Here is a 19,129-nt window from a genome sequence, read left to right as displayed (position 1 = left end):
AGGCGAAGCCTTGGCGCGGCGATGGACCTCGTTGTTCGTACACCCGTCGTCGCCTGCCGGTGAAAGCCCGGTCGAGGCGATCGTCGGGAGGCCCGGCGGCAGACCGGGGGCTTCGCCGGGAAACGGACCGGTCCGGAGCCCCACGGCAAAGGCCCTTTCAAGGGGGACCGGATATTCGGTCGTCAGTATGAAGCGAAATCTGCGGCGCTGTTATTCGGTCGCGCTTCGGGGCGGGGGATTTCCGATTCTCCCGGAATCGCGTGAAGCCGTACCGGAGGTGGCCGTACCCCTCGGCGTCGACCGGCTGGGTGCTGCCGGCCGGAAGGTCATCGACGCTCCGGCCGGCGGTGTATGCGTTTCGCCTGCACTTCGCTCCGTGACGTCCCGGCTTCGTAGGACTAGGCCCCGGTGGCGCCTCGGAGCAGTGAGCGGAGGATCTCCGCCGAGTGGGTCCACAGCAGCGAGCCGCCCGCCTCGGGGACGACGCGGCGGCGGGCGGTGGGGATGCGGCGGGCCAGGGTGGCGCCGAGGTCGGGGGAGTGGACCGGGCTGGTGTCGTGCGGGCCGTACCAGAGGTCGACCGGGACGGTGACGTCCGCGGGATCGAACGGCCAGCGGCCCGAGGCCAGGACGGTGTCGCGGGCGTACCCGGCGGGTCCCTGGGAGAACGCCTCGGCCATGGCCCGGCGGTAGGCCCGCTCGAACGGCGGCTGCAGGTAGACCTCGCGGTCGACGGAGGAGGCGCCCGCGATGGCGATCTGCCACATCGTCTCGGGGTTACCGAAGCCGGCGAAGGACGCCTCCGCTGCGGCGGGATCGCTCGCCACGGCGTCCACCATGCCCCGGACCTGGGGGACCAGCGCGTCGGCGAACCCGGGCGCGGCCAGCTCGTCGGTGCCGGAGACGATCGCCGCGGACGTGGCGAGCCCCGCCGCCGCGCACGCCAGGGCGAAGGGCGCGCCCTGCGAGTAGCCGACGACCGCCAGACCGTCCAGCCTGCGGTCCACGGCGAGGTGGCGCACGTCGTCCGCCCAGTCCTGCAGCGTCCGGCCGGGGGCGGGATCGGAGGCGCCGAGGCCGGGACGGTCCACCGAGACGAGGCGGACCCCGAGGTCGTCCAGGACGTCCGCGCCGAACCCCAGCCACCGGCTCGTGGCCGCGCCCGGGCAGAGCAGCACCGGTGCCCCGCCCGTCGGCCCCCACTCGGCCCAGCCCAGCGACCGGCCGTCGGGAAGCCTGCTCCGTCCCAGCCGCTCCGGCTCCGTGATTCTCGCATCCATGACCGAAATGATGCCTAAATCAACAGATAGTGCGCATCCGAATTTCCGTCCCGAGGTCGGTCCCGCGCCCCGCCGTCGATCCAGCGGCGGCTACAGTGCCGAGACCGCCTACGCCCGGCTGACCGCCTACACCCCGGACGTGCGGGCTCCGGCCGGGTTCAGGCCGTGACGGAGGATCCGGGTGCCGCGGTGTAGTCGGGCAGCTCGACGTCCGTGGCGAACCCGTCTGCCGCCCTCAGCATCATGCGCAGCAGGAACCGGTGCCGGAACATGAGGTTGCGCATGCCGATCCCCCGGCGCGTCGCCGGGGCGAGGAAGGAACCGGCGCTGGCGCTCCGGGCCACCTTGGCGTAGCGGTGGAGCACCTCCTCGTACCGCCGGAACGCCGTGCGGTGGTCACCGCCCGCCGCGACCAGCTCGCCGGCCAGCACGTACGCCCCCACGACGGCCAGTCCGGTGCCGAAGCCGCCCAGGGTGTTGCCGTAGGCGGCGTCGCCGAGCAGCACCACCCGCCCCTCGGCGTAGCGGTCGATCTCGACCTTGCTGATCGAGTCGAGATAGAGGTCGCGGGCGCCCGGCAGCGCGGCGAGCAGTTCCGGGACCCGCCAGCCCGCGCCCCGGTAGACCTCGGCCAGGATCCGCTTCTGCGCCTCGGTGTCGTAGCGGTCGTAGTCGAGCGGCCCGGAGGCGAAGACGAAGAACGCGGGAGACTCGGGGCCGCCGAGAGCGGCCATCCGGCCCGGCTCGTTGTACATCGCGCCGCCGGAACCGGTACCGGGATCGAGGCCGGCGCCGAGGTCGGCCAGCGCGTAATAGTGGCCGAGGAAGCGCACGTGGTCCGATTCGGGGCCGAAGGCCAGCCGCCGCACGTTGGAGTGGATGCCGTCCGCGCCGACGACGAGGTCGAAGGTGCGCGGCGCGCCCCGCTCGAAGGTCACGTGCACGCCGCCGGCCGCCTCGGTCAGTGACGTGATGGAGTCGCCGAAGACGTACTCGCAGTCCGCCGCGGTCCGCTCGTACAGCAGGGCGGCGAGGTCGCCGCGGAGGATCTCGACGTCGCCGCCGGTGAACTCGCCCGGGATGACCGCCAGCGTACGGCCGTCGGCGTCGACGACGGTCTGGTCGGTGCCGCCGGTCTGGCGCCGCCGCACCTCCGCCAGGATGCCCATGCGCTCCAGCACGGCCAGGTGGGCCGACCCCTTGAAGTCGACGGCCTGGCCGCCCGCCCGGAGTGCGGGCGCCTTCTCGACGACGGTGACGGCGCAGCCGTGACGGCTCAGCCAGTGGGCGAGCGCGGGGCCGGCGATGCTCGCGCCGGAGATGAGGACGTTGCTGTTCTTCATGCCCCGAAGCATCGCCGGGACCATCGACAACCCGTCGACGGCCCGCTGACACCCGCCGGCCCGCACCGCCGGGCGCTGTCAGCCGGCCGGGCCGCCGGCCTTCTGGTACGGCAGAGCCTCCTCCGCCGCGGTCGGCGCTTCCTCCTTCAGCACGCTCAGCGCCGCCTCGTGGCTCAGCGCGGCCCCGCGGGAGAACTCCGCCGCGAACGCCTCCGCACCGGTGAGGCGGCGCGCGGCCTCGGCGGTCCGGGCGGCGTCGCGGTCACCGGCGGCGACCGTCCCGCGCAACGCCACCGCCACGCCCAGCAGCAGCGCCGCCCGCCCGCCCGCGTCCTCCAGCAGCGCGGCCCCGGCCAACCCTTCGGCGGCGTCGGCGAGGTCCACCGGCAGCGACGAGTCCAGCGCGCAGGCCACCGCCCACCGGTGGCGGAGCCGGGCCTCGGCGGGCCTGCCTTCGGCCGAGGCCAGCCGCCCCAGCGCGGTGAGCACCCGCGCCCGCGTCCCCTCGGCGCCGAACAGCCCGGTCTCCGCGCTCCGCAGCGCCGCTTCGAGCAGGCGGCGGGCCTCCGCCAGGTCACCCTCGAACCGTGCGATCTCCCCCAGTCCCAGCAGGATCGCGGCGGGCACGTCCGGCCGGCCCGCCGCGCGGGCGAGCTCCGCGGCCCGCCGGTAGTCGGCGGCGGCGCCGGCCAGATCACCCGAACGGACCAGGGCCTCGGCCCGGTGCCCCAGCACGTCGGCGCTCTCCTCGCCGGCGCCGAGCTGCTCCAGCAGCTCCAGGGACTCCCGCCACAGGTCGCCGGCGCGGGCCCACTCGCCGCGCCGGCCCGCGCACAGGGCGAGCGAGTCCAGGCACTGGGCCGTCCCCCAGCGTTCTCCCAGGGAGCGAAGACCGCCGCCGTCTCCTCCAGTTCCCGCTCGCCCCGGTCCGGATCACCGCCCAGCAGCGCCAGCAGGGCCCGGCCCAGCCGTCCCAGGGCCGGCCCAGCGGAGCGCGGCCGCCAGGTCGGCGTGGTCCGCGGAGAGCCGGGCCAGCCACCGCAGCTGCCCGGCCCCGCGCAGGTGCGGGTCGGCGCGCTGCGCCAGACCGAGGAAGAAGCGGGCGTGGGCGCCGCGCAGCCGCTCCGGTTCCCCGGCCTCGTCCAGCCGCTCGGCGCAGAACAACCGGATCGTGCTCAGCATCCGGTAGCGGTCGCCGTCCCGCTCGACCAGCGACCTGTCCACCAGGTCGGCCAGCGTCCCGGCGGCGTCGGCCACCCCGCACACCGCCTCGACCGCCTCCAGGGACACGCCTCCCGCGAACACGGCGAACCGCCTGGCCACGACCTGCTCCTCCGGCGTGAGCAGGTCCCAGCTCCACTCCACCGCCGCGCGCAGCGTGCGGTGCCGGACCGCCGCCGTACGGTCGCCCCGCGACAGCAACCGGAACCTCCCGTGCTCGGCCAGGCGGGCGGCGACCTCCTCGGCGGTGAACGACCGCAGCCGCGCCGCCGCCAGCTCCAGGGCCAGGGGCAACCCGTCCAGCGCGGCGCAGATCCGCACGACCGCCTCCACGGTGTCCGGGCCGATCTCGAAGCCGGGCCGCACGGCCGCCGCCCGGTCGGCGAAGAGCCGCACCGCGGGATGGGCCGCCGCGACGGCCGGCGAGGACCCGGGCGGTGGTACGGCCAGCGGTGCCAGCGGCACCAGCACCTCACCGGTGAGGCCGAGAGGCTCGCGGCCGGTGGCCAGGACGCTCACCCCGGGGCAGGCGTCCAGCAGCCTGCGGACCAGCCCGGCGGCGGAGGCGACCACGTGCTCGCAGTTGTCCAGGACGAGCAGGAGCTCCTGCCCGGTGAGCGCCGTGACCAGGCGCTCGGCCCCCGCCGCGCCGCAGGTGCGGGCTCCTCGGCGCGCAGCACGGCCAGATGCGCCGCGGCCAGCTCGGGGGAGGGGTCGGCGCCGAGCTCCTCGGCGAGCACCCGCCGGGTCTCGGCGAACGCCGCCAGCGCCTCGCCCCGCCGCCCCTCCGCGTGCAGGGCCCGCACCAGCTGCCCGGCGAACCGCTCCCGCAGCGGGTGCCCGGCCACCAGCCGGCGCAGCTCCGCCACGGACGTGCCCCCGGGGAGGGCGAGCTCCGCTTCGACGAGGTCCTCGGTCGCCGCCAGCCGGAGCTCTTCCAGCAGGGCCGCCCGCGCCCGCCCGGAGGGCAGGTCGGCCAGGGCCGGTCCGCGCCACAGGCCGAGCGCCTCCCGCAGCGGGCCGGTCGCGGCCTCGGGCCGCCCGGCCGTCAGCGCTCGCCGCCCCGCGCGGGCGAGGTCCTGGAACCGGTGGGCGTCGACGTCGCCGGGATCGACCGCGAGCCGGTAGCCGCCGCTGCCGTGGAACTCCAGCAGCCCGGCGGGCAGGGCGCGGCGCAGCCGGGAGACCTGGGCCTGCACCGCGCCCACCGCGTCGGCCGGAGGGGTCTCGCCGTACTGGCCGTCGACCAGCTCGTCCAGCCCGACCGCCCGGCCCGCGTCGAGCAGCAGCATCACGAGCAGCGCCCGCGACCGGGGCCCGCCCACGGAGACCGCCGCACCGTCGGGAGAGCGCACCTCGAGGGGGCCGAGAATGGCGAACCGCATACCGCGATCATCCCGCACCTCCCCGGTGGAGCGGGACCCGCCGGCTCCTCCGGGTCCGCCCCAGGGTCCCTCAGGGGGAGGAGATCCGGCTCAGGGAGGCGGGGATCTTCGACGCGGAGGCGCGGTCCAGCAGGAACAGGGTGCGCCGCCGCCCCCGGGCCCCGGCCGCCGGGACCTGCACCGGTCCCGAGTCGTCCGACAGCGCCAGCCGTACGGCCCCCGCCTTGTCCGCGCCCGCCGCGACCACCCACACCTCGCGTGCGCCCTGGATGACCGGCATCGTCAGCGAGATCCGGGTGGGCGGCGGCTTGGGGGAGCCGTGCACGGCGACCGCCGGCCGGGTGTCGTACAGCGCGGGCATCCCGGGGAACAGCGACGCCACGTGCGAGTCCGGGCCCATGCCCAGCAGCAGCACGTCGAAGGAGGGCGCCGGGCCGTGGTCCTCGTGCCGGGCGGCGCCGCGCAGCTCCTCGGCGTAGGCGTCCGCGGACTCCTCGGCGGTCATGCCGGAGTCGGGGCCGCGCATCACGTGCACGCGCGCCGGGTCGAGATCGACGTGGTCCAGCAGCGCCTTGCGGGCGCCGGTCTCGTTGCGGTCGGGGTCACCGGAGGGCAGGAAGCGCTCGTCGCCCCACCAGATGTCCAGGTTGCGCCAGTCGACGGCGTCGCGGGCCGGGCTGGCGGCGATCTCGGCCAGGGTGGCGATGCCCACGGTGCCGCCGGTCAGGACCAGGGAGGCCGAGCCCTTGGCCGACTGCGCGTCGACCAGGCGGGTGATCACCCGGGCGGCGACGGCCTTGGCCAGCATGTCGGCGTCGCGGTGGACGACGACGTTGGGAACACTCACAGCGCGCTCTCTCTGACTCGTGGAATCGGAAGACCCGCGGAGTCCCGGCGGGACCGGAAGACCCACGGGAGCCTCGGAGGACTCGAAGGATCCGGGGCCGGAACGCCCCGGCGGGAGGGCGCCCCGCGGACCCGCCGCGGGACGCCCTCCGTCAGGACTTGCTCGTGCGGGCGACCCGCCGGACCGCGGCCTCGTAGACCTCGTCCGGGTCCAGGCGGCGCAGCTCCTCGGCGAGCAGCTCCGCCGTCGGACGCCGGGTCAGGGCCACCTGGCGGTCCGGCTGCCCCGGGCGGGACAGCGTGGCCAGCCGCGCGTCGGAGCGGGTGATGACGATGTCGCCCTCGACGGTGGTCAGCTTGACCGTGGTCAGGCCGGGGCCGCCGGACTCCGCCACCTTCACCGGGACGCCCAGCCGCTCACCGAGCCAGGCGGCCAGCAGCGGGGCGCTGGAGTGGTCGGGCGAGGCCTCCACCACGCCCTTCCTGACCCTGCCCACCGGCTGGTCGAACGCGGCGGCCAGCAGGCTCCGCCAGGGCGTCAGCCGGGTCCACGCCAGGTCGGTGTCGCCCGGCACGTAGCTCCGGGCCCGGCTCGCGATCGCCCGCACCGACGGCGTCGCCGCGCGGGCGTCGACGATCCGGCGCTGGGCGAGCGCCCCCACCGGGTCCTCGGCCGGGACCTCCGGGGACTCCTTCGGCCACCAGGCGACCACCGGTGTGTCGGTGAGCAGCAGGGGGCTGACCACCGAGTCGGCGTGCCGGGTCAGCTCGCCGTACAGCCGGAGCAGTATCACCTCGCCCGGCGTGCTCTCCCCGACCCGCAGCTCCGCGTCCAGCCGGTTCGGCTCGGTCTCGTCGCGGGTGATGACGACCAGGATCCGCGAGGGGTGCTCGCGGGCGGCCTCGGTCGCGGCGCGCACCGCGTCGTACTGGCTGCCCTCGTCGCAGACCACCACCAGGGTCAGCACCATGCCGACCGCCGGGCTGCCCAGCTGGTGGCGGAGGTGGGTGAGCTGGGAGGAGATCTTCGACGCGGTCGTGTCGGTGAGCATGAAGCTCGTCATCTCAGAGTCTCCTCCAGACGCGCCCGTCGCGGGCCATCATCTCGTCGGCCGAGGCCGGGCCCCAGCTGCCCGCCGGGTAGTCCTCCGGCGGCCCCTGCGAGGCCCAGAACTCCTCGATCGGGTCGAGGATCTTCCACGACAGCTCCACCTCGCGCTGGTGCGGGAAGAGCGGCGGGTCGCCGATCAGCACGTCCAGCAGCAGCCGCTCGTAGGCCTCGGGGGAGGACTCCATGAACGACTCGCCGTAGGCGAAGTCCATCGAGACGTCCCGGACCTCCATCGCGGTGCCCGGCACCTTGGAGCCGAACCGCACCGTGATGCCCTCGTCCGGCTGGACCCGGATGACCAGGGCGTTGTGCCCCAGGATCTCGGTGTCGTCCTTGCTGAACGGCAGGTGCGGCGCCTTCTGGAACACCACGGCGACCTCGGTCGTCCGGCGGCCCAGCCGCTTGCCGGTGCGCAGGTAGAACGGGACCCCCGCCCAGCGGCGGTTGGCGATCTCCAGCTTGATCGCGGCGTAGGTCTCGGTGATCGAGTCGGCGGGGATGCCCTCCTCCTCGGTGTAGCCCACGACCGGCTCACCGCCCTGCCAGCCCGCGGCGTACCGCCCGCGGGCGGTGGACAGCGACAGGTCCTGCGGGAGCTGCACCGCCTTGAGCACCTTCTCCTTCTCCCGGCGCAGCGAGTCGGCGTCGAAGGAGGTCGGATCCTCCATCGCGACCAGCGCCAGCAGCTGGAGCAGGTGGTTCTGGATCACGTCGCGGGCCGCGCCGATGCCGTCGTAGTAACCCGCCCGGCCGCCGATGCCGATGTCCTCGGCCATCGTGATCTGGACGTGGTCGACGTAACCGCGGTTCCAGATCGGCTCGAACAGGTTGTTGGCGAAGCGCAGCGCCATGACGTTCTGGACGGTCTCCTTGCCCAGGTAGTGGTCGATGCGGAACACCGAGCTCTCCGGGAAGACCGCGCTGGTGATCGCGTTGAGCTCGTGGGCGCTCTTCAGGTCGTGCCCGAACGGCTTCTCGATGACCACCCGGCGCCAGGCCCCCGCGGGGCCGTGCGCCAGGTCGGTCCGCTTGAGCTGCTCGACCACGACCGGGAAGAACCTCGGCGGCACCGACAGGTAGAACCCGTAGTTGCCGCCGGTGCCCCGGGTCTCGTCGATCTCCTTGAGCATCATCGCCAGCGCGTCGAACGCGCCGTCGTCGGTGAACTCGCCGGGGCAGAAGAAGATGCCCTCCGACAGCTGCCTCCAGACCTCCTCGCGGAACGGCGTGCGCGCGTGCTGCTTGACCGCGTCGTACGTCAGCTTCGCGAAGTCCTGGTCGGCCCAGTCGCGGCGGGCGAAACCGACCAGGGAGAAGCCCGGGGGCAGCAGCCCCCGGTTCGCCAGGTCGTAGATCGCCGGGAGCAGTTTCTTGCGCGCCAGGTCACCCGTCACGCCGAACAGGACCAGCACGCACGGTCCCGCCACACGCGGCAGGCGCTTGTCGCGGGGGTCGCGCAGCGGGTTGGCCGCCACGACCTCCTCGGTGGTGCCGGTGACCGCGGCCGCCGAGGCGGCGGCCACGGACTCCTCGGGACGGGTCGGCTGCTCCTGCTCGGCCATTCAGACCTCCCGCGCTGCCGCGAGCAGGCGCGCGACCCCGGCCGCGCGGTCGGTCAGGTGCAGCCGCACGGTCGGGCGGGCCCGGCCGGTCAGCGCGCCCTGGTCGCCCAGCGCCTGCGCCATCTGGAGCCGGCCCAGGGTGTACGGCTTGCCCGGCACCTCCAGGTCGGCCTCGACCGCCCCGGTGATCTGCAGGAACACGCCGTTCTGCGGGCCGCCCTTGTGGTACTGGCCGGTGGAGTGCAGGAACCGGGGCCCCCACCCGAAGGTGACGGGCCGGTCGGTCCGCACGGCGAGCAGGCCGCGCAGCGTGGCCGGGTCGGCCGCGCTCCACGCGTCGGTCATGGCCTCGAACGAGGCGTCCTCGGCCACGGGGACGTCGAAGGCCGCCTCCCGGTCGAGGTAGGCCATGACCGCCAGGTAGCCGTCGTCGTCCGGGATGTCCTGCAGCAGCCGGGTGAACACCTCGGACAGGTCCTTGGCGTCCTCCAGGCCCTCGCCGTACACCTCGACGGGGCCGTCGACCAGCGCCGGCGCGCCGACCGGCAGCTCGCCGGCCGCCAGCAGCCGGTTGGTGTTCTCCTTGGACTCGGTCACGTTCGGCTGGTTGAACGGGTCGATGCCGAGGACCCGGCCGGCGACCGCGGTGGCGTACTCCCAGACGAGGAACTGCGCGCCCAGCGGGCCGGCGACGGTCACCGAGCCGTCGGAGTCGATTCCGGCGACGAGCTCGTCGTCGGAGTCGTTCGGGTCGGCGCCGACGACCGGCAGGATGCCCTTGCCGGACTTGCCGGTGGACTCGGCGACCAGCTGCTCGATCCAGTCGGGCAGGCCGTTGATCTCCGACATGCTGTCCTCGAGGACCAGCTTGTCGCGCCCGGCCAGCGCGGCGGCGCCCAGGGCGGCGCCGAGCTCCAGGCCGGGGTTGCCCTCGGCCTGCGCGAGCAGCGGCTGCACCGCGGCGGCGTCGTCGAGCAGCTTCAGCACGTCGGCCCCGGCCAGCGCGCTGGGCACCAGGCCGAACGCCGACAGGGCGCTGTAGCGCCCGCCCACGTTGGGGTCGGCGAGGATGACCGGGTAGCCCGCCTCGATGGCGGCCTGCTCCAGCGGCGAACCCGGGTCGGTGACCACGACGATCCGCTCGGCCGGGTCGATCCCGGCGTCGCGGAAGGCCTGCTCGTAGATGCGGCGGTGGCTGTCGGTCTCGACCGTGCCGCCGCTCTTGCTGGCCACCACGACGATGGTGCGCTCCAGCCGGTCGGCCAGGGCGCGGCGGACCTGGGCCGGGTCGGTGGTGTCGAGCACCGTCAGCGGCACGTCGGCGGTGGTGCAGATGACCTCGGGGGCGAGCGAGGAGCCGCCCATGCCGGCCAGGACCACGTGGTCCAGGCCCTGCGCCCGGGCCCGCTCGACCAGGATGCCGATCTCGGGGAGCAGCTCCCGGCTGGTGAGCGGGAGGGTGAGCCAGCCCAGCCGGACGGCCGCCTCGGCCCGGGCCTCCTCGCCCCACAGCGCGGCGTCGCCCGCGGCCAGGCGCTCGTGCACCCCGTCGGCGACGAGCGCCCGGACCGTCTCGGCGGCCTGCTCGGCCAGGCGATCCTCGTTGAACGTCACGGAGACTGCCATGGGGCTCACGCCTTCCGCAGCTCGGCGGTGACGGTGGCCAGGAGCTCGTTCCAGGAGGCCTCGAACTTCTCCACGCCCTCCTCCTCCAGCACCCGCACGACGTCGTCGTAGTCGATGCCGGCCTCCTTGAGCGCGGCCATGGTGTTCCAGGCCTGCTCGTAGAAGGGGCGGATCGTGTCGCCGGTGATCCGGCCGTGGTCGGCGGCGGCGTCGAGGGTCTTCTCCGGCAGGGTGTTGACCGTCCCGGCGGTGACCAGCTCGTCGACGTAGAGGGTGTCGGGGTAGCTCGGGTCCTTGGTGCCGGTGGAGGCCCACAGCGGGCGCTGGGGACGCGCCCCGGCGGCCTGCAGCGCCTGCCAGCGCGGCGAGTTCATGACCTCCTCGAAGGCGGCGAAGGCCAGGCGGGCGTTGGCGACCGCCGCCTTGCCCTTGAGCGCCTTCGCCTCGGGGGTGCCGGCCGCCTCCAGGCGCTTGTCGATCTCGGTGTCGACGCGGCTGACGAAGAAGGAGGCGACGGACTCGATGCCGGCCAGGTTCAGCCCGGCGGCCTTGGCCTGCTCCAGACCGGTCAGCCAGGCGTCCATCACGGCGCGGTAGCGCTCCAGGGAGAAGATCAGCGTGACGTTGACGCTGATGCCCTCCGCGATGGCCTGGGTGATCGCGGGCAGGCCCTCGAGCGTCGCCGGGATCTTGATGAACAGGTTGGGCCGGTCGACCATCCACCACAGCGCGCGCGCCTCGGCGATCGTCTTGTCGGTGCTCCTGGCCAGGCGCGGGTCCACCTCGATGGAGACCCGGCCGTCCACGCCACCGGTGACGTCGTAGACCGGGCGCAGCACGTCGGCGGCCCAGCGGATGTCGTAGGTGGTGATGGCGCGCACCGCCTCCTCCACGTCCACGCCGCGCACGGCCAGGTCGTGCAGCTGCGTGTCGTAGGCGTCGCCCTTGCTCAGCGCCGAGGCGAAGATCGTCGGGTTGGAGGTGACTCCGACCACGCCCTTGTCCCGGATGAGGGACTCCAGGTTGCCGGTGCGCAGGCGCTCGCGGCTGATGTCGTCCAGCCAGATGGAAACGCCGTGGCCGGAGAGGCTCTTCAGGATCTCGCTCATGATCAGTTTCCCGTCGTCTCGCCCTTGTCGGCCCCGGTCTTCGCGAGGCTTCCCTTCGCTGCGGCCACCACGCGCTCGGCGGTGAGGCCGAACTGCTGGAAGAGGGTGCGGTAGGGGGCCGACGCGCCGAAGTGCTCCAGGCTCACCACTACCCCGTCGTCCCCGACGAACTCCCGCCAGCCCAGCGCGATGCCCGCCTCCACGGCGACGCGCGCGCGCACCGCCGGCGGCAGCACGGTCTGCCGGTAGGCGGCGTCCTGGGCGTGGAACCACTCGACGCACGGCATCGACACGACCCGCGTCGGCACGCCCTCGGCCTCCAGGACCTTGCGCGCCTCGACGGCCAGCTCGACCTCCGAGCCGGTGGCGATCAGGATCACCCGGGGCTGGCCGTCGGAGGCGTCCTGCAGGACGTAGCCGCCCTTGGCGACCTTGCAGGAGTCGGCGGTGCCCTCGTAGACCGGCAGGTTCTGCCGGGTCAGCGCCAGCGCGGCCGGGCGGTCGGTGTGCTCCAGCACGACCCGCCAGGCGGCGGCGGTCTCGTTGGCGTCCGCCGGGCGGACCACGTCCAGGCCCGGGATCGCGCGCAGCGCCCACAGGTGCTCGACCGGCTGGTGGGTCGGGCCGTCCTCGCCCAGGCCGATGGAGTCGTGCGTCCACACGTAGGTGACCGGCAGCTTCATCAGCGCCGCGAGCCGTACGGCGGGGCGCATGTAGTCGCTGAAGACCAGGAACGTGCCGCCGTAGGGGCGGGTGCCGCCGTGCAGCGCGATGCCGTTGAGGATCGCGCCCATGCCGTGCTCGCGGATGCCGAAGTGCAGCGTCCGGCCGTACGGGCCGCCCGGGAAGGCCTTGGTCTGGTGCTCCTCGGGGATGAAGGACGGCTCGCCCTTCATCGTGGTGTTGTTGGACTCGGCCAGGTCGGCCGAGCCGCCCCACAGCTCGGGCAGGACCGGTGCGAGGGCGCTGAGCACCTCGCCGGAGGCCTTGCGGGTGGCCACCGAGGAGCCGGTCTCGAAGGTCGGCAGCGCCTTGTACCAGCCGTCCGGGAGCTCCTTCCGGGAGATCCGGTCGAACAGCTCGGCGCGCTCGGGGGCGGACTCCCGCCAGGAGGCGTAGGCCTTGTCCCACTCGGCGCGGGCGGCGCGGCCGCGCTGGACGACCCGCCGGGCGTGCTCCAGCACCTCGGCCGGGACGTCGAAGGACTTCTCCGGGTCCATGCCCATGATCTTCTTGGTCGCGGCGATCTCCTCGTCGCCGAGCGCCGCGCCGTGGATCTTGCCGGTGTTCTGCTTGCCGGGCGAGGGCCAGCCGATGATGGTCCGCAGCCGGATGAAGGACGGCTTGTCGGTGACGGCGCGGGCCGCCTCCAGCGCGTCGTACAGCTCCTGGACGTCCTCGACGTAGTCGCCCGTCCGGGTCCAGTCGACGGTCTGCACGTGCCAGCCGTACGCCTCGTAGCGCGCCAGGACGTCCTCGCTCAGCGCGATCTGGGTGTCGTCCTCGATGGAGATGTGGTTGCTGTCGAAGACGACGACCAGGTTGCCCAGCTTCTGGTGGCCGGCCAGCGCGCTGACCTCGTGGCTGATGCCCTCCTCGATGTCGCCCTCGGAGGCGAAGCACCAGACCATGTGGTCGAACGGCGAGGCGCCCGGCGCGGTGTCCGGGTCGAACAGGCCGCGCTCGCGGCGGGCGGCCATGGCCATGCCGACCGCGTTGCCGATGCCCTGGCCGAGCGGGCCGGTGGTGGTCTCCACACCGGCGGTGTGGCCGTGCTCGGGGTGGCCCGGGGTGAGGCTCTCCCACTGGCGCAGCATCTCCAGGTCGTGCAGGGTGAGCCCGTAACCCGACAGGTAGAGCTGGATGTACAGGGTCAGGCTGGAGTGGCCGCAGGACAGCACGAAGCGGTCCCGGCCGACCCATGCCGGGTCGGAGGGATCGTGTCGCATCACGTGCTGGAAAAGCAGGTATGCGGCGGGGGCCAGGCTCATCGCGGTGCCGGGGTGGCCCGACCCCGCCTTCTCTACCGCGTCCATCGCCAGGGCCCGGACGACGTCGACCGCACGGCGGTCCAGGTCGCTCCATTCGAGGGCTGGCACGAGTTCGCTGCTCAAGTGCTCGATCTCCGGATCTAGTCGTGTTGGTGGCGCCGGTTGGCATTTCCCGCCCACAACGGACCCTAACGGTTCGACCTTGCTACCGTGGCGTAGGCCCAGCCGGAGCGCGGTCGCGGGAGTCGTGAGCGGCACCGGTGACCTACCCAGCGGAAGGGATCCCATCGCGGCACCCCGGCGGGCTTCGCACCCCCGTGCCGGGACCGCCCCCTGCTGCAACTACAGTGAGTCCACAAGCTGGCTGGTGCCCGCATTCACGGACCCGCGTCGTCGATCACGAGGTTGAGCAGTTGACCCCGCACGTGCTGGAAGCGCCCTAGATGGTGCTGACCGACAAGCAACCGACGGCCCCGCTCCAGGAGAGCGCGGCACCGGGCGCCGCGCCGCGCTCGCTCGGCGACGTGGTCAAGGCCTACGTTGCGCTGACCAAGCCGCGGATCATCGAGCTGCTGCTGATCACGACGCTGCCGGTGATGTTCCTGGCGGCCAAGGGCCTGCCGCCGCTGTGGACCGCCGTCAACACGCTGGTGTTCGGCACCCTCTCGGCGGGCAGCGCGAACGCGCTGAACTGCTACATCGACCGCGACATCGACGCCGCGATGCGCCGCACCCGCCGCCGCCCCCTGGCCCGCGACCAGGTGCCGCCCGGCAACGCGCTGGTCTTCGGCGTCGTCCTCGGCGTCGTGTCGACCCTCGGCCTCGGCCTGACGGTGAACTGGCTGGCGGCCGGGCTCTCGCTCGCCGCGAACCTCTTCTACGTCCTCGTCTACTCGATGATCCTCAAGCGGCGCACCGCCCAGAACGTGGTGTGGGGCGGCATCGCCGGCTGCATGCCGGTGCTGATCGGCTGGGCCGGGGTCACCGGCCGCCTGGACTGGGCGCCCGTGGTGCTGTTCGGCGTGGTGTTCTTCTGGACGCCCCCGCACACCTGGACCCTGGCCATGCGCTACAAGGAGGACTACGCCGCGGCGAAGGTCCCGATGCTCCCGGTGGTCGCCACCGAGCGCCGCGTGGTGCTGGAGAGCATCGTCTACACCTGGGCGACTGTGCTCTGCTCGCTGCTGCTGTGGCCGCTCGCGGGCACCACCCCGCTCTACCCCGCGGTGGCCGCCGTGCTCGGCGCCGCCTGCCTGTGGGAGGTCCACAGCCTGCTGGGCCGGGTCAACGCCGGCAAGACCGGGGTGGACCTGCGCCCGATGCGCTTCTTCCACTGGTCCAACGCCTACCTGGCGCTGCTCTTCCTCGCCGTCGCGATCGACTCGATGCTCGTCTGAGCCGGCCGCGCCCCGCCGAGGGCCCCCGCCGGCGGCAGGGCCGCAGGTGAACGGGCGGGCGGGGGGACAGCCTCCGGCTGATCGGTTACCGTTGCCCCATGGCGAGCCGCGATCCCCGATGGGTGTTCAAGGACCGCCCGTCCGTCGGGCTGATCGCCGGGCTCGTCGCGACCGGGCTGTGCGCGCTGGTCTCGTTCTCCTTCGACCTGCGCGACGGCGACCCGGTGCACTTCCTCATCGCCCTGGCCCTGGCGCTGGCCCCGGTCCCGGTGCTGCTGGCGGCGGTGCTCGCGCTGGACCGGATGGAGCCCGAGCCGCGCGGCAACCTGGTCTTCGCCTTCGCCTGGGGCGCGGGCGTGGCCGTCCTGGTGGCGGGCGTGGTCAACTCCCTGAACCTGCTCTACCTGTGGCAGTCGGCGATGCTGGAGCAGACCGAGGCGCGCAACCTCGCCGCGACGTTCGGCGCCCCGGTGGTCGAGGAGACCATGAAGGGCCTGGTCCTGCTGGGCCTGCTCAGGTTCAGGCGGGCGGAGCTGGACGGGCCCACCGACGGCGTCATCTACGCCAGCATGGTCGGCCTCGGCTTCGCCATGAGCGAGAACGTCAGCTACTACGTGACCGCCCTCGGCGAAACCGGCGCGCGCGGCCTGGCGGTGACCGCCGTGCTGCGCGGCGTGCTCTCGCCGTTCGCGCACCCGCTGTTCACCTCGATGATCGGCGTCGCGGTGGCCTACGCCGCCCAGCGCAACCGTCCGGGGCAGGTGAGCGTCATCGCGGCGGGCTGGGTCGGCGCGATGCTGCTGCACGGCATCTGGAACGGCTTCACGCTCTACGCCGGGCTCACCGGGCTGGCCGGCGCCTACCTGCTGCTGATGGTCGTGCTGCTGGTGCTCATCGGCGTGGTGGTGCGCGACCGCAGGCGCATCGTCGGCCTGATCCAGAACTACCTGCCCGCCTACCAGGCGACCGGGCTGGTCGCCCCGCAGGACGTCTACATGCTCTCCTCGCTGCCCGGCCGCCGCCAGGCCCGGCACTGGGCCAGGACGAACGGCGGGCGCGCGGGGCTGCGGGCGATGACCGACTACCAGCTCGCCGCCACCGAGCTCGGCCTGCTGCACGAGCGGGCCGCGCACCGGACGATCGGCGAGCAGACCTTCAACGAGGAGCAGTACGCGCTGCTGCAGTGCATGGCCGAGGCCCGCCGCAACTTCCCGGTGGCGGCGGCGCCGGTCCCGGCCCGGGGGCAGGCGCCCGAGGCGACCCCCTGGAGCCGCCCGCCCGGCGGGCAGGCCCCCTCCCCGTAAGGCTCCGCAGGGCTCCGCAGATCAGCCCCCCGCGCGGAGCGCGGCGTCCAGGGTGGTCTCCCGGGGACCGGGGAAGACCGGCTCGGAGCGCAGGACCACGGCGTCCAGGAAGCCCTTCGCCGCCGCCCCGAACTCGCGGACCGCGTAGGCGTAGGTGGTCGAGGCCCACCGCCGGGCGGAGTCGTCCCCGGCGCCGGAGGCCTCCAGGCCCGCCGCGCGGCACAGCGCCACGGCCCGGGGCAGATGGAAGACCTGGGTGACCACGGTCAGCCGGGTGGCGCCGAACACGTCGCGGGCGCGCACGCAGGAGTCCCAGGTGTCGAAGCCCGCGTAGTCGAGCACCAGGGCGCGGCCGGGCACCCCGCGGGCGAGCAGGTAGTCGCGCATCGCGGTCGGCTCGTCGTAGCCGCGGCGGCCGTTGTCGCCGGAGAGCAGCAGCGCCCGCACCCGGCCCGCCCGGTACAGCTCGGCGGCGATGTCCAGCCGCCTGGCCAGCATGGGGGAGGGGTGGCCGCCGTGCACGGCCGCGCCCAGCACCAGCGCGACGGGCGCCTGCGGCACCTCGGCGGTCCAGCCGGAGGAGGAGCCGGCCACCACCCGGTGGCCGGAACTGGTCAGCCACGCCCAGGTGAGCGGGGCGACCGCCAGCACGCTCAGCGCCACCGCCGCCTGGTAGCAGCGGCGCAGCGCCGTGCGGGACACCCGGACGGACGCGGGCAGGGACGTCGGCAGGGACGTCGGCAGGGACGTCGGCAGGGACGCGGCGCGCGCGGCCGTACGGCGCAGCCACCGGACCGGGGCGCCGGACCGGGGCGCAGAAGGGGGTGCAGAAGGGGGCGCGGGCCGGGGCACGGGTCCGTCTCCGGGGTCACGCACGTACGGCGTCCGGCGCGGACGCCCCGGCGGGCGCGGCGGCGGGCGCGTCCGCCGGGCCCCGGGAGCGGAGCGCGAAGACCACCCGCAGGGTGCAGATCCACACCAGGGTCGAGCCGAGCACGTGCAGGCCGACCAGGAACGCGGGCACCGCCAGGAAGTACTGGACGTAGCCGACGACCCCCTGGGCCAGTTCCACGGCCAGCAGCGTCAGCGCCGCCCGCCGCGCGGGGCCGGGCGCGCCGGTCACATGCAGCGCGAAGGTCAGCGCGAAGGTCAGGCCCACCACGAGGTAGGCGGCGTCGGCGTGGATCCTGGCCACGGTCTCGATGTCGAAGGGGAACCGGGAGGCCAGCTCGTCCCCGGAGTGGGGGCCGGTGCCGGTCACCACCATGCCCGCGACGATCAGCGTGAGCACGGCGCCGACCAGGACGGAGCCGAGCGTGCGGATGCGGGGGTGGACCAGCGGCTCCGGCGGGGCGTCGCCCTCCCCGGCGCGGGCGTACAGCAGGCAGGCCGCGGCCATCATCCCGACGGAGAACAGGAAGTGCACGTTCACGGTGACCGGGTTGAGCGCGCTGTGCACCACCACGCCGCCCCAGAAGGCCTGGACGGCCACGCCGAACGGCTGGATCCAGGCCAGCCGGACCAGGCCGCTCCGGCGCTCCGGCAGGCGGCGCGCGGCGATCACGCAGGCCACCGCCACGACCAGCACCAGGAAGGTCAGCAGCCGGTTGCCGAACTCGATCGCCGTGTTGAGCGGCGAGATCCCGTCGTGGGCGGCCGGGACGAAGCTGTCCGGGGTGCAGCGGGGCCAGGTGGGGCAGCCCAGCCCCGACCCGGTCACCCGCACCACCGCGCCCGTCACCGTGATGCCCGCGTTGACGGCCACCGCGGCCAGGGCCCACAGGCGCATGGTGGCGGCCGTGGGCGACCACAGGCTCAGGAAGGGGTGCACGGCACGCCGGGCGGGCCGGTCGGGGAGCTCTTTCACGGGTCACATGGTAGGCGGCGGGTGCGGTGGTCCCGCCTCTGGCCCTGCCGGGCCGCCCGGCCGCGGTACGGCTGCGCGGGACCACGACCGGGACCGGCGGGACCGCCGCGTGCGGGGGCCGGACCGGACCGTCCGCTCCCCGGGGTCAGCGTGCGGCGCGGGTGGCGCCCACGCTGGCGATGACCACGCAGCCGATGGCGGCCCACTCGCGCACGTCGAGGATCTCGCCCAGGACGAGCAGCCCGACCAGGGCGGCCATGGCCGGCTCCAGGCTCATCAGGATGCCGAACACCCGCTTGGGCATCCGGCGCAGCGCCTCCAGCTCGATCGAGTAGGGGATGACCGACGACAGCAGCCCGACGCCCAGGCCGATCAGCAGCAGCTCCGGCTGGAGCAGGTCGGCGCCGCCGGCGGCGACGCCGAAGGGGGCGGACAGCAGGAAGGCGACGAGCATGGCGAAGGACACCCCGCCGGTGCCCGGGAAGCGCTGCCCCACCGCGGCCGAGAGCAGGATGTAGGCGGCCCAGCAGGCCCCGGCTGCCAGGGCGAAACCGATCCCGACCCAGTCCAGCCCGGACGCCTGGCCCCACGGGGCCAGCAGCGCGATGCCCGAGGCGGCCAGCGCCACCCAGAACAGGTCCAGGCGGCGCCGCGAGGCGGCCACCGCCACGCCGAGCGGGCCGAGGAACTCGACGGCCACCGCGATCCCCATCGGCAGCCGGGCCAGCGCCTCGTAGAACGTCATGTTCATCAGACCCAGCGCCGCGCCGAACGCGACCCCGACCCCCAGGTCGGCCCGGGTGAGCCCGCGCAGCCGGGGCCGGGCCACCACGCACAGGACCAGCGCGCCCATCCCGATCCGCAGCAGCACCACGGCGCTGGGCGGCAGGTGCGCGAAGAGCTCCTTGGCGAAGCCCGCGCCGGTCTGGACCGACAGGATGGCCAGCAGCACCAGACCGGAGGGCGGGACGGCGTCGGAGGCGGCCCGCAGCAGGGCTCCCGGGCCGCGCCGGCCCGGCTCGGCGGCTCCTGGCAGGGCTTCGGCGGTCATCGCACTCCTCAGGGGCTATATGGCTGTATGCACCTT

Annotated in this window: 16 protein-coding genes; 2 read left to right on the top strand and 14 right to left on the bottom strand. The window is 74.2% G+C overall.

Features of this window, described 5'->3' with window-relative positions; genetic code table 11:
• Positions 1-398: 398 nt before the first annotated feature.
• From HS048_RS24500 to tkt, 11 genes are all read right to left on the bottom strand, one after another.
• Entirely contained in the window at positions 399-1,280 is an 882-nt protein-coding gene (locus HS048_RS24500; RefSeq protein WP_196468787.1) for an alpha/beta fold hydrolase, read from the bottom strand.
• Between the two features lie 158 nt (positions 1,281-1,438).
• Positions 1,439-2,623, bottom strand: a complete 1,185-nt coding sequence (locus HS048_RS24495; RefSeq protein ID WP_196468786.1) for an FAD-dependent monooxygenase — start codon at positions 2,621-2,623, stop codon at positions 1,439-1,441.
• 78 nt (positions 2,624-2,701) lie between these two features.
• Positions 2,702-3,358 (bottom strand): tetratricopeptide repeat protein, encoded by a 657-nt coding sequence (locus HS048_RS37515; RefSeq protein ID WP_374058792.1) that lies wholly within the window; start codon positions 3,356-3,358, stop codon positions 2,702-2,704.
• Positions 3,359-3,556: 198 nt separating this feature from the next.
• On the bottom strand, positions 3,557-4,417 hold the full coding sequence (locus tag HS048_RS37510) for a hypothetical protein (RefSeq protein WP_230881866.1): 861 nt from the start codon (positions 4,415-4,417) through the stop codon (positions 3,557-3,559).
• Positions 4,360-5,229 carry an AfsR/SARP family transcriptional regulator gene (locus HS048_RS37505; RefSeq protein ID WP_230881865.1) on the bottom strand — a complete coding sequence of 290 codons (870 nt, stop codon included), beginning with the start codon at positions 5,227-5,229 and terminating at the stop codon, positions 4,360-4,362. Before HS048_RS37505 ends, HS048_RS37510 begins: the two co-directional genes overlap by 58 nt.
• A gap of 70 nt (positions 5,230-5,299) precedes the next feature.
• Positions 5,300-6,076, bottom strand: coding sequence for a 6-phosphogluconolactonase (gene pgl / locus HS048_RS24485; protein WP_068899172.1), 777 nt, complete (start codon positions 6,074-6,076; stop codon positions 5,300-5,302).
• Between the two features lie 151 nt (positions 6,077-6,227).
• Complete coding sequence (locus HS048_RS24480; RefSeq protein ID WP_068899173.1) at positions 6,228-7,139, bottom strand: glucose-6-phosphate dehydrogenase assembly protein OpcA; 912 nt, start codon at positions 7,137-7,139, stop codon at positions 6,228-6,230.
• Between the two features lies 1 nt (position 7,140).
• Positions 7,141-8,748 carry a glucose-6-phosphate dehydrogenase gene (gene zwf, locus HS048_RS24475; protein ID WP_084008596.1) on the bottom strand — a complete coding sequence of 536 codons (1,608 nt, stop codon included), beginning with the start codon at positions 8,746-8,748 and terminating at the stop codon, positions 7,141-7,143.
• Positions 8,749-10,374 carry a glucose-6-phosphate isomerase gene (locus HS048_RS24470; RefSeq protein WP_068899174.1) on the bottom strand — a complete coding sequence of 542 codons (1,626 nt, stop codon included), beginning with the start codon at positions 10,372-10,374 and terminating at the stop codon, positions 8,749-8,751. It abuts the gene before it with no gap.
• Positions 10,375-10,379: 5 nt separating this feature from the next.
• Positions 10,380-11,483 carry a transaldolase gene (gene tal, locus HS048_RS24465; protein WP_068899175.1) on the bottom strand — a complete coding sequence of 368 codons (1,104 nt, stop codon included), beginning with the start codon at positions 11,481-11,483 and terminating at the stop codon, positions 10,380-10,382.
• A gap of 2 nt (positions 11,484-11,485) precedes the next feature.
• Positions 11,486-13,519, bottom strand: coding sequence for a transketolase (gene tkt / locus HS048_RS24460; protein WP_230882118.1), 2,034 nt, complete (start codon positions 13,517-13,519; stop codon positions 11,486-11,488).
• Positions 13,520-13,917: 398 nt separating this feature from the next.
• Here tkt and HS048_RS24455 point away from each other — a divergent pair, with 398 nt between their 5' ends.
• Positions 13,918-14,871 carry a heme o synthase gene (locus HS048_RS24455; RefSeq protein WP_068899179.1) on the top strand — a complete coding sequence of 318 codons (954 nt, stop codon included), beginning with the start codon at positions 13,918-13,920 and terminating at the stop codon, positions 14,869-14,871.
• Positions 14,872-14,969: 98 nt separating this feature from the next.
• On the top strand, positions 14,970-16,175 hold the full coding sequence (locus tag HS048_RS24450; RefSeq protein WP_196468785.1) for a PrsW family intramembrane metalloprotease: 1,206 nt from the start codon (positions 14,970-14,972) through the stop codon (positions 16,173-16,175).
• A 21-nt stretch (positions 16,176-16,196) separates the two neighbouring features.
• Here HS048_RS24450 and HS048_RS24445 read toward each other — a convergent pair whose 3' ends face one another.
• The 3 genes from HS048_RS24445 to HS048_RS24435 form a co-directional block, all read right to left on the bottom strand.
• Positions 16,197-16,895 (bottom strand): ElyC/SanA/YdcF family protein, encoded by a 699-nt coding sequence (locus tag HS048_RS24445; RefSeq protein WP_196469480.1) that lies wholly within the window; start codon positions 16,893-16,895, stop codon positions 16,197-16,199.
• A gap of 148 nt (positions 16,896-17,043) precedes the next feature.
• Positions 17,044-18,042 carry a heme A synthase gene (locus HS048_RS24440; RefSeq protein WP_196468784.1) on the bottom strand — a complete coding sequence of 333 codons (999 nt, stop codon included), beginning with the start codon at positions 18,040-18,042 and terminating at the stop codon, positions 17,044-17,046.
• Positions 18,043-18,187: 145 nt separating this feature from the next.
• On the bottom strand, positions 18,188-19,093 hold the full coding sequence (locus HS048_RS24435) for a DMT family transporter (RefSeq protein WP_068899185.1): 906 nt from the start codon (positions 19,091-19,093) through the stop codon (positions 18,188-18,190).
• Positions 19,094-19,129: the final 36 nt, after the last annotated feature.

The organism is Planomonospora sp. ID91781 (assembly GCF_015711595.1).
In the GTDB taxonomy this organism is placed as follows: Bacteria; Actinomycetota; Actinomycetes; order Streptosporangiales; family Streptosporangiaceae; genus Planomonospora; species Planomonospora parontospora.
The sequence above is the reverse complement of the archived record's forward strand: the minus strand, read 5'-3'. Positions and strand labels throughout refer to the sequence as shown.